The sequence below is a fragment of the Bradyrhizobium sp. USDA 4461 genome, from assembly GCF_054055655.1.
The window spans coordinates 5,069,452-5,084,139 of sequence record NZ_JBSRXM010000001.1 but is presented as its reverse complement, the minus strand read 5'-3'; the positions used below and the strand labels follow the sequence as shown (position 1 = coordinate 5,084,139).

General features: G+C 66.2%; 10 protein-coding genes and 1 pseudogene. 4 read left to right on the top strand and 7 right to left on the bottom strand.

What is annotated here, in order from left to right:
- Nucleotides 1–28: 28 nt before the first annotated feature.
- From fdhF to ACVINW_RS23425, 3 genes and pseudogenes are all read right to left on the bottom strand, one after another.
- Nucleotides 29–2,788, bottom strand: a complete 2,760-nt coding sequence (gene fdhF, locus ACVINW_RS23435; RefSeq protein WP_456756478.1) for a formate dehydrogenase subunit alpha — start codon at nt 2,786–2,788, stop codon at nt 29–31.
- Between the two features lie 184 nt (nt 2,789–2,972).
- Nucleotides 2,973–4,685, bottom strand: coding sequence for an NAD(P)H-dependent oxidoreductase subunit E (locus ACVINW_RS23430; RefSeq protein ID WP_456753476.1), 1,713 nt, complete (start codon nt 4,683–4,685; stop codon nt 2,973–2,975).
- A 216-nt stretch (nt 4,686–4,901) separates the two neighbouring features.
- A pseudogene (locus ACVINW_RS23425) lies at nt 4,902–6,156 on the bottom strand (molybdopterin molybdotransferase MoeA).
- Here ACVINW_RS23425 and ACVINW_RS23420 point away from each other — a divergent pair.
- From ACVINW_RS23420 to mobA, 3 genes are read left to right on the top strand one after another with little or no spacing between them, the layout of a single operon-like run.
- Complete coding sequence (locus tag ACVINW_RS23420) at nt 6,155–6,316, top strand: hypothetical protein (RefSeq protein WP_456753475.1); 162 nt, start codon at nt 6,155–6,157, stop codon at nt 6,314–6,316. The pseudogene ACVINW_RS23425 and the gene ACVINW_RS23420 sit on opposite strands and share 2 nt — an antisense overlap.
- Before the next feature lie 20 nt (nt 6,317–6,336).
- Nucleotides 6,337–7,221 (top strand): formate dehydrogenase accessory sulfurtransferase FdhD, encoded by an 885-nt coding sequence (locus tag ACVINW_RS23415; RefSeq protein WP_456753474.1) that lies wholly within the window; start codon nt 6,337–6,339, stop codon nt 7,219–7,221.
- A complete protein-coding gene (mobA, locus tag ACVINW_RS23410) occupies nt 7,214–7,831 on the top strand; it encodes a molybdenum cofactor guanylyltransferase MobA (protein ID WP_456753473.1) in 618 nt (205 codons plus the stop codon). Before ACVINW_RS23415 ends, mobA begins: the two co-directional genes overlap by 8 nt.
- A gap of 108 nt (nt 7,832–7,939) precedes the next feature.
- Here the strand turns inward: mobA and ACVINW_RS23405 are convergent, their stop codons facing one another.
- The 4 genes from ACVINW_RS23405 to ACVINW_RS23390 all read right to left on the bottom strand — a co-directional run bounded on the left by ACVINW_RS23405 (nt 7,940) and on the right by ACVINW_RS23390 (nt 13,948).
- Complete coding sequence (locus tag ACVINW_RS23405; protein WP_456753472.1) at nt 7,940–9,550, bottom strand: hypothetical protein; 1,611 nt, start codon at nt 9,548–9,550, stop codon at nt 7,940–7,942.
- Between the two features lie 132 nt (nt 9,551–9,682).
- A complete protein-coding gene (locus ACVINW_RS23400; protein ID WP_456753471.1) occupies nt 9,683–10,672 on the bottom strand; it encodes a LysR substrate-binding domain-containing protein in 990 nt (329 codons plus the stop codon).
- A gap of 638 nt (nt 10,673–11,310) precedes the next feature.
- A complete protein-coding gene (locus ACVINW_RS23395) occupies nt 11,311–12,873 on the bottom strand; it encodes a 2-isopropylmalate synthase (protein ID WP_456753470.1) in 1,563 nt (520 codons plus the stop codon).
- Between the two features lie 505 nt (nt 12,874–13,378).
- Nucleotides 13,379–13,948 (bottom strand): bifunctional transcriptional activator/DNA repair enzyme AdaA, encoded by a 570-nt coding sequence (locus tag ACVINW_RS23390; protein WP_456753469.1) that lies wholly within the window; start codon nt 13,946–13,948, stop codon nt 13,379–13,381.
- A gap of 138 nt (nt 13,949–14,086) precedes the next feature.
- Here ACVINW_RS23390 and ACVINW_RS23385 point away from each other — a divergent pair, with 138 nt between their 5' ends.
- Nucleotides 14,087–14,512: a nuclear transport factor 2 family protein gene (locus tag ACVINW_RS23385; RefSeq protein WP_456753468.1), complete on the top strand. Its 426-nt coding sequence runs from the start codon at nt 14,087–14,089 to the stop codon at nt 14,510–14,512.
- Nucleotides 14,513–14,688: the final 176 nt, after the last annotated feature.

The window sequence follows — 14,688 nt, the reverse complement described above, 5'->3', positions numbered from 1 at the left end:
CAGCGGCTCCCATTCCGTCCCGCGACCGCTATTCGGCCGCGGTCCGGATATCGATCTTCTCGGCGCGGACCGCGCAGAACTTGAACTCCGGAATCTTGCCGAACGGATCGAGCGCCGGATTGGTCAACAGGTTCGCCGCCGCCTCGGCGTAGCAGAACGGCATGAACACCATGTTCTCGGGCACGTCGCGATCGGCGCGCACCTTGACCTCTACCGCGCCGCGGCGGGTCTCGAGCCGGATGAAGTCGCCGGGCGCGAGCCCCTTCTTGCGCATGTCCTTCGGCGTCATGAACGCGACCGCCTCGGGCTCGATCTGGTCGAGCACCTGGGCGCGGCGCGTCATCGAGCCGGTGTGCCAATGTTCGAGCACGCGTCCGGTCGACAGCACCATCGGATACTCGTCGTCGGGCAACTCGTCCGGCGGGATCACCTTGGCCGGCACGATCTTGCCGCGGCCGCTCGCGGTCGGGAAGCCGGTGGTGAAGATGATCTCGTTGCCGGGCTTGTCGGGATCGTCGACCGGATAGGTCACCGCGCCCTCGCGCAGCAGGCGCTCCCAGGTGATGTTCTTCAGCGACGGCATCAGCTCGGCCATCTCGGTGAAGACCTCGCCCGGTCCGGCATAATTCCACGGCAATCCCATCCGCTTGCCGATCTCCTGGATGATCCAGAGATCCTGCCGCGCATCGCCCGGCGGCTTGATCACCTCGCGCGCCAGCTGCACGCGGCGATCGGTGTTGGTGAAGGAGCCGGATTTTTCGGCGAACGCCGAGGCCGGCAGGATGACGTCGGCGTGGAACGCGGTCTCGGTGACGAACAGATCCTGCACCACGAGATGGTCGAGCTTGGCCAGCGCCTCGCGCGCGTGCTGCAAATCCGGGTCCGACATCGCGGGATTCTCGCCCTCGACATACATGCCGTGGATTTCGCCGGCGTGGATCGCGTTCATGATCTCGACCACGGTCAACCCGCGCACCGGATCGAGCTCTTGCCCCCACAATTTCTCGAACGCGCCGCGCATGTCGTCGCGGCCGACCGGCTGGTAGTCCGGCAGGAACATCGGGATCAGGCCGGCGTCGGAGGCGCCCTGCACGTTGTTCTGGCCGCGCAGCGGATGCAGCCCAGTGCCGGGACGGCCGACCTGGCCGGTGATCAAGGCCAGCGCGATCAGGCAGCGCGCATTGTCGGTGCCGTGGACATGCTGGCTGATGCCCATGCCCCAGAAGATGATCGACGACTTGGCGCGGGCATAGGCGCGCGCCACCTCGCGCAGCGTCTCGGCGGGAATGCCGCAGATCTGAGACATGCGTTCCGGCGTGAACTCCTGGATCTTGGCCTTGAGGTCGTCATAGCCCTCGGTATAGCCGGCGATGTACTGCTCGTCGGTCAGGCCTTCGGTGATGATGGTGTGGATCATCGCGTTCAGCATCGCGACGTCGCTGCCCGGCTTGAAGGCGAGGTGCTTGGTGGCATGGCGCGACAGCGTCTGCCGGCGCGGGTCCATCACGTAGAGCTTGGCGCCGCGCTTGGCGGCGTTCTTGATGTAGGTCGCGGCGACCGGATGGTTCACGGTCGGATTGGCGCCGATCACCCAGATCACCTCGGCATCGGCGGCCGCCGCGAACGGCGCCGATACCGCGCCGGAGCTCAATCCCTCGAACAGCGCCGCCACCGACGAGGCGTGGCACAGCCGCGTGCAGTGATCGACATTGTTGGAGCCGAAGCCGGTGCGGACCAGCTTCTGGAACAGATAGGCCTCTTCATTGGAGCCCTTGGCCGAGCCGAAGCCGGCGAGCGCCTTGGCGCCCTTCTCGTCGCGGATCTTGCGCAAGCCGGCGGCGGCGAGATCGAGCGCCTCGTCCCAGGTCGCCTCGCGGAAATGGGTGTAGGGATTGGCCGGGTCGACCTGGTCGTTGGCATCCTTCTTGACGCCGGGCAGCCGCACCAGCGGCTTGGTCAGCCGATTGGGATGGTGGATGTAGTCGAAACCGAAGCGGCCCTTGACGCAGAGCCGGTTGTGATTGGCGGGACCATCGCGGCCTTCCGCGTAGATCACCTTCTCGTCCTTGACCTCGTAGGTGACCTGGCAGCCGACGCCGCAATACGGGCACAGCGAGTCCACCTTCCTGTCCGGGTAGGTGACGCGGGTCTGCTTGTCGTCGAGCATCACGGCCGGCATCAGCGCGCCGGTCGGGCAGGCCTGCACGCACTCGCCGCAGGCGACGCAGGTGGATTCGCCCATCGGGTCGTCGAAGTCGAACACGATCTTCGCGTCGTGATTGCGATACGCCATGCCGATCACGTCGTTGACCTGCACCTCGCGGCACGCCCGCACGCACAGGCCGCACTGGATGCAGGCGTCGAGATTGACGCGCATCGCCGGATGGCTGGTGTCGGCGCGCCAGCGCTCGGTCGCCGGGAAGCGGCTTTCGGTGACGCCGGTCTTCTCGGCCCAGTGCCAGAATTTCGAATCCGGATCGTGCGAGGTCTCGCGCGCCGGCTGGTCGGCGACGAGCAGCTCCATCACCATCTTCTGCGCCGCCACCGCGCGCTGGCTCGCCGACTTCACCTTCATCCCGACCGTCGGCGTCCGCTTGCAGGATGCCGCCAGCACGCGCTCGCCTTCGATCTCGACCATGCAGGCGCGGCAGTTGCCGTCCGGTCGATAATCCGGCGCCGGCGAATAGCAGAGATGCGGGATCTCGGTGCCCTGGCGCTTGGCGACCTGCCAGATAGTCTCGCCGGCCCGCGCCTCGACCTGATGGCCGTCGAGTTCGAACTGGATCATCTGCGGGCCGCCGCCCGTTCCGCCGACCTTGCCGATCGGCTCGCTGTGCGTGACGGTGACGCGACCATCTGGGGCATTGCTTCCTCCGGCCGCGCCCTTGGCGTCGTGACCGTAGCCCTGCGGCGGAGAGTTCTTGTCCTTGCTCATTCAAAATCCTCGTCGAAATTCGCCCTACTCGCCCCGCCTATTCGGCGGCTTGCTGCGGACGAAAGCCGTCCGGAAAATACTTGATCACTGAGGTCAGCGGATTGGACGCCGCCTGACCGAGGCCGCAGATCGACGCATCGCGCATCGCCTGGCTCAATTGGTCGAGCAGTTCCTTGTTCCAGACCGGCTGCTGCATCAAGAGCGCCGCCTTCTCGGTTCCGGCGCGGCACGGCGTGCATTGCCCGCAGCTCTCGTCCTCGAAGAACTTCATCAGGTTCAGCGCAGCCTCCCTGACGTCATCGGCCTGCGAGAGCACGACCACGGCGGCCGAGCCGATGAAGCAGCCGTATTTCTCCAGCGTACCGAAATCGAGCGGGATGTCGTCCATCGATGCCGGCAGGATGCCGCCGGACGCGCCGCCCGGCAGATAGGCCTGCAGTGTGTGGCCGTCGGCCATGCCGCCGCAGAACTCGTCAATCAATTGGCGCAGCGTAATGCCGGCCGGCGCGAGCTTGACGCCGGGATGCTTGACGCGACCCGACACCGAGAAGCTGCGCAGGCCGTGGCGCTCGTTGCGGCCGTGGCTCTTCCACCAGTCGGCGCCCTTCTCGACGATATCGCGCACCCACCACAAGGTCTCGATGTTGTTGATCAGCGTCGGCAGGCCGAACAGCCCGACCTGGAACGGATAGGGCGGCTTGTGCCGCGGCAGGCCGCGCTTGCCCTCGATCGATTCCAGCAGCGAGGATTCCTCGCCGCAGATATAGGCGCCGGCGCCGCGCCGCAGATGCAGCACCGGACCGCCCGGCGGGAGCTTGGCGATCTCGCGCGCGAGGATGTCGCGGCAGGCCGGATACTCGTCGCGGATGTAGATGTAGACGTCTGGCGCCTCGACCACGCGGGCGCCGATCAGCATGCCCTCGAGGAAGCGATGCGGATCGGTCTCGAGATAGTAGCGGTCCTTGAAGGTGCCGGGCTCGCCTTCGTCGCCGTTGACCGCCATCAGCCGCGGACCGGGTTCGCCGAGCACGGCGCGCCACTTGCGGCCGGTCGGGAAACCGGCGCCGCCGAGACCGCGCAGCGAGGCATCGTCGAGCGCCTTCAGCAGATCCTCGCGCGGCAGCTCGCCGGAGCGCAGCCGCGCCAGAAGCTGGTAGCCGCCGCCGGCGACATAGGCGTCGTAGTCGACGTAAGAAGGAAGATGCACATGGGTGTCGCCGTTCTTTGCCGCCGCGAGCACGGTGCTGACGGTGGCATGATCGACGAAGTTGTGGCCCACCTCGGCCGCGGGTGCGGTGTCGCAGCGGCCGACGCACGGCGCGCGCACGACGCGGATGCCGGGGCCGGCGCGGGACTGAAGATCCCTGAGCAGCTGCTCGCCGCCGAGCATCGCGCAGGTCAAGGAATCGCAGACCCGCACGGTGAGCGGCGCGATATCCGGCTCGCCCTCCTTCACGATGTCGAAATGCGCATAGAAGGTCGCGGTCTCGAACACCTCGGCGAAGGACAGCTTCATCTCGTCGGCGAGCGCGGCCAGATGCGCCGCCGAGATCTGATGGTACTTGTCCTGGATCAGATGCAGGTACTCGATCAGCATATCGCGCCGTCGCGGCCGGTCTGCGAGCAGCGCCTCGATCTCATGCGCGGCCACCGGGTCGACCTGGCGTCCCTTCGGCGTGGCTTTCGCCCGCTTCCTGCCCTGCCCGGGATGCTCGAACGCGCGAACCTTGTGAACGTCGCCTTGGCTCATGAATCCTCGCCTTGAAACCGCGTCTTTGAAACCGCGTCTTGAAACCGGGTCTTGGAACTCCGCTTTGCACTGACAGCGTCGGTTCAATCCAACTCTATTCACTGGCATGCCACAGGCAAGCAGATTTAGAACGCCTCTAGCAGCGTCGGGTTGCCGCGCAGGCCATTGTTAATGTTTACCTATCGAGCGATCTGAATTTCAAATCGCGCGATCCGCTCACAGCAGATCGGCGTAGCCGAGAAAGCCGACGGCATCGCCCGGCTCGACCCGCACGACGGCCTCGCCGAGCTCGATCAGCCCATCGGTCTCGACCAGCGACGACAGCAGGCCGGCGCCCTCGCGGGGAAACTTGGTCGCCTCCAGCGCACCGTCCGCCGCCCGGCGCAGCGAGGCGCGAACATATTCGCGCCGCCCGCTCTTCTTCTTGTAGCTGAAGGCGGCCCGCACCGGCATCGGCAGCAACGGCGTCGGCACCGCGCCCGACAGCGCCAGCACGGTCGGCCGCACGACGTGCACAAAGGTCACGAAGCTCGCCACGGGATTGCCGGGCAGACCGATCAGCGGCGTGCCGTCGATGATGCCCATCGCCACAGGCCGGCCGGGCTTGATCGCCATCCGCCATAGTACCAGCGAGCCGGCCTGTTCGATGCCGGCCTTGACGTGGTCCTCTTCGCCGGTCGAGACCCCGCCGGTGGTCAGGATCAGGTCGTAACGCCGCGCAACCTGCTTCAGCGCATCGGCAAGTTCGGCCCGCTCGTCGCGCAGGATGCCGAGATCGCCGACCTCGCAACCGAGCCGCCGCAACATCGCCATCAGCATGAAGCGGTTGGAATCGAACAGCTGTGCCTCGCTGCGCACGCTCCCGGGCGCCGCCAGCTCATCGCCGGTGGAGAATACCCCGACGCGCAGCCGCCGCACCACATCGAGCGTGGTGAGCCCGAACGCCGCAGCAACGGCGATGTCCTGCGGGCGCAGGCGCCGGCCCGCCGCCAACGCGACATGGCCGCGTGCGATGTCCTCGCCGGCCGGACGCACATTGGCGCCGGTCTTCAGGCCGGACGGCAGGATCACGTTGCCGGCATCGTCGATCCGCACGTCTTCCTGCATGAACACGGTGTCGGTGCCGTCGGGCATCGGCGCTCCGGTGAAGATCCGCACCGCCTGGCCGCGCCGTGCGGGCGCCGCCGGCGCGCCCGCCTGCACCCGCCCGGCGACCGGGAACGCGCGCTCGCCGCTCGCCGGCACATCGGCGCCGGATACCGCGTAACCGTCGACGGCGGAATTCATGAACGGCGGCAGCGGCAGCGGCGCGGCGATGTCGCCGGCCAGGATGCGCCCGTCGGCGTCAACCAGCGCAACGGTCTCCGTCTCGCCAACCGGCTTGACGCGCGCAGCGATGATCGCGACGGCTTTCGTCGACCGACATCATCGGTCCGCCGAATGCGAAGCAGTCGTCCGAAAGCTGCGCCATGATCTTAGTCCTCGGCCATCGACAGGATTTGTTCGACCCGGATCGCGAACTGCGGCGTTATCCTTCAAGCCGGACCAACAATGCCGGTTCCGGCAAGCCGGCGGAGAGTGGCCAGTCGGTCTCCGACCGTGCTTATATCCCCAGCTTCGCCACCATGTGAACCCATCGGGACTGCGACCTGTGACCGAGAAGACCACCGCTCCCATCATCGTTCCTGATCCGGACGACCCGCGCCTGACCGAGCGCGTGGTCGGCGTCGATCAGACCGGCGCGCGGACCGAGATCAAGGTGCCGGTGGAGCGGCCGTTGACGCTGTACCTCAACGCGCAGGAGATCGTCACCATGATGACGATCAACGACTATCCCGAATACCTCGCGCTCGGCTACCTCTTGAACCAGAACATGCTGAAATACGACGACGTCGTCACCGAGGTCGAATATGACGACGATCTCGAGGTCGTCGTGGTGCGCACCGCGCACCACACCAATTTCGAGGCCAAGCTGAAGAAGCGCACGCAGACCTCGGGCTGCGCCCAGGGCACGGCGTTCGGCGACCTGCTCGAAGCCGTCGAGAAGGTCGCGCTGCCGAAGGCCGAACTGCGCACCTCCTGGCTCTACCGGATGACGCACACCATCAACACGATGCCGTCGCTCTATCTGGAAGCCGGCGCCATCCACGGCTGCGTGCTGTGCAAGGAGGCGACGCCGGTCTGCTACACCGAGGATGTCGGCCGGCACAATGCCGTCGACAAGATCGCGGGCTGGATCTATCGCCACAATGTCGATCCGGCCGACAAGATCCTCTACACCACCGGCCGGCTCACCTCGGAGATGGTGATCAAGACGGTGCGGATGGGCATCCCGATCCTGGTCTCCCGCTCCGGCTTCACGGCATGGGGCGTCGATCTGGCACGGCAGGTCGGATTGACGCTGGTCGGGCGCGCCCGCGGCAAGCGCTTCATCGCGCTGTCGGGTGAGGAGCGGATCGTCTACGACCAGAACCTCGACTATGTCGAAGAGGAATCGATGCGTCACAAGCGCAAGGGCGAGACCGACAATGACTGAGATCCCGGGCGTGCTGCTGGCCGGCGGGCTCGCGCGGCGGATGGGCGGCGGCGACAAGCCGATGCGCGTGATCGCCGGCCGCACCATCCTGCAACGGGTGATCGACCGCCTCGCCCCGCAATGCGGCGGGCTGATCATCAACGCCAATGGCGACCCCGCGCGGTTCGCCGCGTTCGGCCTTCCGGTCGTCGCCGACGATGTCGCCGATTTTCCCGGCCCCCTCGCCGGCATCCTGGCCGCGCTCGATTGGACTGCCGCCAACCGGCCGGATGCGAACTGGGTGCTGAGCGCGGCGGGTGACTGCCCGTTTCTGCCGCGCGATCTCGTTACACGTCTGGAGCAGGCGCGCGCGGCCGAGGATGCCGAGCTCGCGGTCGCATCATCCGGCGGGCAGACCCATCCGGTGATCGGCCTCTGGAGCGTGCGCCTGCGGAACGAATTGCGCCACGCGCTCGTCGAGGAGGATATTCGCAAGATCGACCGCTGGACCGCGCGCTATCCGCTGGCGACGGTCGCATGGCCGACCGAGCCGCTGGACCCGTTCTTCAATGCCAATACCGTGGAAGACATCGCGGAAGCCGACCGCCTCGCCGCACTTGATGGCGGCTAAGGCGGCTGTTCGCATTGAACGCTTCGGCGCGACCGGCAACTGCCGATCGCGCCGAGACTAATCCAGGCGAAGTCCAAGCGGAGCAGCCGATCTGGGCTCCACGGTCAATCAATGCCCCGCGGCGATCCTGGTCGGGCCGCAGACGTCGTCCGCGTCGTGGTCGTTGTCGTGGCCACGGCCATTGTCCTTGATGTGGCCGTGGTCGCCATCGCAATTGACCGGCGCGAACGAGACGCCGCGGTAGACCATTCCGAATGCGGGCGCCGCGACGACGTCGAAGGCTTCATACGCGGGAAGCTGCGTTGCCGCGACCTTGTCGGTGATCGCGACCACCGAATTCGGATCGGCGCCGGGCTCGACCGAAGTGCCCACCGTCGACGTCACCGCGAAGATCGTCGCGGTGCCGTCGCGATTGAGGCGGCCGGTGATGTTGCGCAGGCCGCCGGTCGCCGGATCGGTCGGATATCCGTTCACGTGATAGGTCGCACCGAGGCTCAAGCCCCTCTGCAGCGTGTAGGCGAGGCTCCAGCTGCCATTGGCATAGACCCATTTCTGCAAGCCCGCGGTCGTCGACGTGGCCGCGTCCGCCAGAACGCCGTCGCCTTCCTGGGCGACATAGAGCGTCGTCGCATTGGCGAACCAGATGCCGAACGGATAGAAGCCGTTGGCGCCGGAGTTCGCCGCGGGATTGTTCGGGAAGCCCGGAAGAATGCTGAACGTGGTTGACGCGGCGGTATCGCGGGTCGGCAGCACGCCGGCCTGGCCGACCTGATAGACCGTGTTGATACCGTTGCTGCCGCTGCCCTTGGTCACGTAGAGCGTGTTGCCGGAGATCGCGAGGCTGCGGAAATTGTTGTCCTTGCCGGATTTGTCGACCGCAAAGCCGAGCTGGGCAACCGAGAAGCCGAACTGGAAGCCGTTCTTGCTGCCGGGCGTTCCCTGCTGCACGCCAACCACGGTGTCGGACCCATCGACACCGGGCGTCGCGAGCTGCACGCCGGTATCGTTGACGACGAGCACCGGCTGGATGCCGCTGCCGTTGCCGGCATTGCCGACCGTGAAGTACTGGTCGGCCTGGGTGCCATTGACCTTGTTGGCGCGGATCGCGCCGCGGCCATTGTCGCCGCTGTAGACGTTCACCTTGGTCCGGTGCAGCGAGCCGTCGAAATCGAGCTCCGCCACCACGCGGGCATGCACGCCGGTGTCCGGATTGGTGGGATCGACATGGTTCGGCGAATTGGAGTTGGAGATGTCGAGCTGATTCACCGCGGCGTCATAGCCCATGAACGTCACGGCCTTGCCGTCGGGCGACAAATGCAGCGACAATTCCGACTTCGAGCTGAAGCTCGTCACCGCCACATCCGCCGGAACGCTCAGCGCACCGATTTCGCGAAGCCTGTGGCCTTCCAGATGGAATTTCTTGATCACCACCGGCGCCGTCACGCCGAAGTTCGAATCGACGGACACGTTGTTGAAGACCTCCGGATAGCCGCCGTCGGCCACCGCCTTCGCGCCGGTCGGCAGGGTTTGGCCCACGACGACGGTCGACGGCTTGCCGGCATAGACCGCGGTGCTGACCAGCAATTCATGCGGATTGCCGACGGTCTGCGCGAGCGCCGGATGGACCGCAAACAGCAGCGGTGAGAGCGCCGTCCCGGCGATCAGGCGCCGGACAATGACGCGGTGGGTGGTTTGCGACGTGGCGATCGATTTGAACATGAGCCCCCCATTCTTGAAAATCGGAATGGGTTCGTCATACGGGGCCGATCGCAACACCCTTGTGACAGATCGCCGCACACGTGTTCACGTTGTGGAAATCTTGCCGCGCGCGGGCTTGCAGGAGAGCAAGTGCTAGCTGGCTCGCCCGCCAAGGCGCTCGCCCCGATCCGTTTCGATCGTGCGCAGATAGTCCAGCATCAGACGGCTGGTTGCGGACAGATGCGCGGCATCGCGGACCACGATCTTCAGCTCGCGCCGACCCCAGTCGTCGCGCAGCGGGATCGCGCGAAGGCCCATGCCGGCGCCGATGACCTGGAAGGCACGATCGGGGATCAGGCCGAGCCCCATATTGGCCTGCACCATGCGGCAGACCGCATCGAAGCCGGGCACATTGATGCGCAACCGCATGGTCTTGCCGGCCTGCGTCGCTGCATATTGCGAGCGCAGATAGATCGAGCTGGCGGTGTGCAGGCCGATCTGGTCGAAATCGAGCGTCTCGGTGAACAGCAATGTGTCGCGGCCTGCCAGCGGGTGGTCCGGACGCATCACGACCACCAGATTGTCGTAGCGATAGTGGAAAACCTCGAGCGCGCGGCTGTCGGCCTCGGCCGAGCAGATGCCGAGTTCGGCCGCGCCCTCCTCGATGCCGCGCACCACCTGCCCGCTCGGCCGCTCCTGCAGATCGACGCGCAGCAATTCATGCGCTGCGAAGAAAGCCGAGAGATCCTCGGGCAAATACTGCACGATCGCCGAAAGATTGGCGAGCATGCGGACATGGCCGCGCACGCCTTGCGAATATTCCGACAGCTCGACCGCGATCTTCTCGACATTGAGCAGCGTGACCCGGGCGTGATGCAGCAGCGCCTCGCCGGCCGGCGTCAGCGCCATGCCCTTGGCGAGCCGCTTGAACAGCGTGACGCCGAATGCCAGCTCGAAATCGTTCATCCGCTTCGAGACGGCAGAGGCCGCGATGCCCTGGCGCAGCGCCGCGCGGGTCAGGTTCTGCTCGTCGCAGACCGCGACGAACAGGCGAAGCGTCGTAAGGTCGACGCGGCGGGTGAGCGCGGTCTCAGCCGGCGTGGCGGGGCGTGGAAGGTCGACGGCGACGGAGGAGATCGGCATGGGCGGTGTCCCCGGGGATCAGCGCAGGTTAGCGCCGGGGATGCCGCGGAAGATTCCAAAGCAGTGCGGGATCGGAGGAATTGTTGGGATAGGATTCCAACGATGACGCATAAGACCGGATTTTATTGCAAACCGACCTGCCCCATGGCCATCGTTGTGAGGTATGAGCGAAGCGACGAAGCCATCGGCGCCTCGGCGATCGGAGAGATGGATTGCTTCGCTCCACTCGCAATGACGGCAGCGATAGCCAGCACACAATCCCTCACCGTCACCCCCGCGCAAAGGCGTCGCCTTTGTCGCTGGAGGTGCGAGCGGAGCGAGCCTCGAAGGGCGACGGCCCGGTTCTGTCCGCGAGGCGACCGTCACGCACTGAAGCAGCGCGGCCGTGCATCCTTCGAGACGCCGCTTCGCGGCTCCTCAGGATGACGGAATCCCGATCAGCGCGCTCCATCTATCACCGTCATGCTGAGGAGGCCGCGAAGCGGCCGTCTCGAAGCATCGACGGCCACGAGCTGGGCCGTGCATCCTTCGAGACGCGCTGCGCGCTCCTCAGGATGACGGGTTCGAAAGATGCACGCCCTCAAACAAAAACGCGGCGCCGGGGCGCCGCGTTTCCGAATGCGTGATCCAGCGAACCGTCAGCCCGCGGCCTTGGCCGGGACGTCGTCGCGCTGGCGCTTCATCACGATCTTGTTCAGGGCGCCGAGATAGGCCTTGGCGGAGGCGACCAGCGTGTCCGGATCGGCGGCGCGCGCGGTCATCGAACGGCCTTCATGGGCGAGACGCACCGAGACCTCGGCCTGCGCGTCGGTGCCTTCGGTCACCGCGTGGACCTGGTACAGTTCGAGCTTGGCCTCGTGCGGCACCAGGCGCTTGATGCAGTTGAACACGGCGTCGACCGGACCGTTGCCCTCGGCTTCCTCGATCTTGATCTGGCCATCGACGTCGAGCTTCATGGTCGCGCGCTGCGGGCCATGGGTGCCGGCGATCACGGTCAGCGAGGCCAGCTTGATGCGGTCGTGCGCGGCCGCCATCTCCTGATCGACCAGCGCCTCGATGTCCTCGTCGTAGATGTCCTTCTTGCGGTCGGCCAGCGCCTTCATCCGCGTGAAGGCATCCTCCAGCTGGTTGGCGCCGAGCTTGTAGCCCATCTCCTCCAGCTTGTGGATGAAGGCATGGCGGCCGGAATGCTTGCCGAGCACCAGCGACGACTGCTTCAACCCGACCATCTCGGGCCGCATGATCTCGTAGGTCGAGGCGTCCTTCAGCACGCCGTCCTGATGGATGCCGCTCTCATGGGCGAACGCATTGCGGCCGACGATCGCCTTGTTGTACTGCACCGGGAACGAGGTGGCGGCCGACACCACCTTCGAGGCGCGGGTCAGCTGCGTGGTGTCGATCTTGTTCCAGTACGGAAACTTGTCGTTGCGCACATTGATCGCCATCACGATCTCTTCCAGCGCGGCATTGCCGGCGCGCTCGCCGATGCCGTTGACGGTGCACTCGACCTGGCGCGCGCCGCCGACGATGCCGGCCAGCGAGTTGGCGACCGCCATGCCGAGGTCGTTGTGGCAGTGCACCGAGAAGATCGCCTTGTCGGAGTTCGGCACCCGCTCGATCAGGGTCCGCATGAAGTGGGTGTATTCCTCCGGCACGGTGTAGCCGACCGTGTCAGGGATGTTCACCGTGGTGGCGCCGGCCTTGATGACGGCTTCGACGATCCGGCACAGATAGTCCATCTCGCTGCGGGTGCCGTCCTCGGCCGACCATTCGACGTCGTCGATCTGGTTGCGGGCGCGGGCGACCATCGCGACCGAGGTCTCGATGACCTCCTCCGGGGTCTTGTTCAACTTCACCCGCATGTGCAGCGGCGAGGTCGCGATCACGGTGTGGACGCGGCCGCGGCGGGCGAACTTGACGGCTTCGGCGCAACGATCGATGTCGGCCGGATGGGCGCGGGACAGGCCCGCGATCACCGAGTTCTTGGAGCGGCGGGCGATCTCGCTGACCGCCTGGAAGTCGCCTTCCGAGGTGATCGGGAAGCCGGCCTCGATGACGTCGACACCCATATCATCCAGGAGCTCGGCGACCTCGAGCTTCTCCTCGAAGGTCATGGTGGCGCCGGGGCACTGCTCGCCGTCGCGCAAGGTGGTGTCGAAAATGATGACGCGGTCCTTCTCGGACTTATCAGCGGTGGCCATGTCAGAAATTCCTTTGAGCTTTTGCGCCCGTCATTTGCTGCTTCGAGCGATTGGTTGGGCGATGATCAGGGTCCGGTGATCTCGTACAAACCCCTGAGTGCCCAGGCGCAGACGCCCAGCCGGCCCTCAGGGGCAGGTAAGAAGCAGGCCGCCAATAAGCAGGGTGGGCGTTCCGGCCGGGATCGTGGCGGTAGCCTTGGCCACCTCCCTCGAAATCCCATCAATTTGGCCGCGAATCAGCATTGCCGGACCCTGTTGAGCGCCAAAATCCTCGGCCAAAACCATTGACGGTTGGTTGCCGGGAGCGCTTGAGCGCCGCCGTTCTAGACGATTATGGCAAGCCGCCGCAATGGGTAAAGAGGGACAGCGGGGTTGACCTATATGCAGCCGGCGGAGGTGATTGGACGTCGCTGCGCGTGACGGACGCACCGGCAGATGGGTTCCCTCCCCCTGAGTGGCGTGCTCACCTTACGCGAGTGACGACGCGGCTTACGACTGCTCCCCCTCACCTGCGTCCGCGCGAGCTCGCGCGCAGGCTCGACGGCGAGCGGCCATAGAGAGTCGCGAAGGCGGCGTTGAAACGGCGGACGCTGCCGAAGCCGGCGCGGAAGGCGATCTCGGTCATCGCCTCGTCGGTGGTATCGATCAGGCGCTTGGCGCGCTGCACCCGGCGGGTGGCCGCGACCTGCTGCGGGCTGGCGCCGACATGGCGCGCGAACAGCCGCGCCAGATGGCGCGCGGTGATGCCGAGCCGGTCGGCCAATGCGGCGACCGAACCGCGCTCGAGCGCGCCGCCGTCGATCAGTTTCAGCGCGCGCGCAACCGTGGAACGGGTGCCGTTCCAGGCCGGGCAGAATGGCGCGGTTTCGGGACGGCAGCGCAGGCATGGCCGATAGCCCGCCGCCTCGGCCGCGGCGGCGGTCGGGTAGTAGGTGACGTTGCGCGGCAGCGGATGCTTCACCGGACAGACCGGGCGGCAATAGATCCGCGTGGTCTTCACCGCGGTGAAGAAGCGACCGTCATAGCGCGCGTCGCGCCGCAGCCGCGCCGCGTTGCAGACCTCGAAGCTGAGCATGACCGGACACTAGCGCATCATACGATGAGGAAAAGTGGCCGGCGGTGATGAGGTCCGATTCCGGCCAGCACGTCGCGCCGCGCTGACCTAGATCGAGCCGATCGATCAACCCTGCATCCATCCCCCGGAGACATCGCAATGACCAGCCCGACTGCAAAGGACATCGTCCTCAACGCCTGGCAGACCTTCAGGACCCGCGACCCCGGCCAGATCGCCGCATTGTTCGCGCCGGACGCCGAATGGATCGCACCGGGGCGCAACGCCACCGCGGTCGCGCTCGATCATACCGATCACATGGTTGGCGCGGATGCGATCGCCCGCTTCATCTCGACCGAGATGCACCGCCTGTTCTCCGAGATCGACATCACCTTCCGCGCGGTTCACGCCGACGGCAACAGCGTGATCGTCGAGGAGCGCATGCGCGCGACGCTGCCGGGCGGCCGCGCCTACGATAACGACTACTGCTTGGTGTTCGTGGTCCAGGACGGCCGCATCAAGCAGGTGCGGGAATACATGGATACCCGCAAGGGCTGGCAGATGGTGTTCGGAGAAGCTGTGGCGTAAAGGCTGCCGCGCAACGCCAAGACTAACGCCAAGACTGACGCCAAGGCAAACACCAAGACTCTGGCGCGCCCGCGCCAGCACTCTCGTGAGGGGCGCACGACGAAAGGGTTCCTTCCCCCGTTGCGGGGCAGGGTTAGGGAGCCGCCGAGGGGTGCTCTCCTCACCTAACCCGGTGG

Excerpts from the sequence above, each read along its gene's own strand:
- ACVINW_RS23385 (WP_456753468.1), top strand. The coding sequence starts at position 14,087 with ATGACCAGCCCGACTGCAAAGGACATCGTCCTCAACGCCTGGCAGACC.
- ACVINW_RS23405 (WP_456753472.1), bottom strand. The coding sequence starts at position 9,550 with ATGTTCAAATCGATCGCCACGTCGCAAACCACCCACCGCGTCATTGTC.
- ACVINW_RS23390 (WP_456753469.1), bottom strand. The coding sequence starts at position 13,948 with ATGCTCAGCTTCGAGGTCTGCAACGCGGCGCGGCTGCGGCGCGACGCG.
- mobA (WP_456753473.1), top strand. The coding sequence starts at position 7,214 with ATGACTGAGATCCCGGGCGTGCTGCTGGCCGGCGGGCTCGCGCGGCGG.
- ACVINW_RS23430 (WP_456753476.1), bottom strand. The coding sequence starts at position 4,685 with ATGAGCCAAGGCGACGTTCACAAGGTTCGCGCGTTCGAGCATCCCGGG.
- ACVINW_RS23395 (WP_456753470.1), bottom strand. The coding sequence starts at position 12,873 with ATGGCCACCGCTGATAAGTCCGAGAAGGACCGCGTCATCATTTTCGAC.
- ACVINW_RS23400 (WP_456753471.1), bottom strand. The coding sequence starts at position 10,672 with ATGCCGATCTCCTCCGTCGCCGTCGACCTTCCACGCCCCGCCACGCCG.
- fdhF (WP_456756478.1), bottom strand. The coding sequence starts at position 2,788 with ATGATCCAGTTCGAACTCGACGGCCATCAGGTCGAGGCGCGGGCCGGC.
- ACVINW_RS23420 (WP_456753475.1), top strand. The coding sequence starts at position 6,155 with ATGATCTTAGTCCTCGGCCATCGACAGGATTTGTTCGACCCGGATCGC.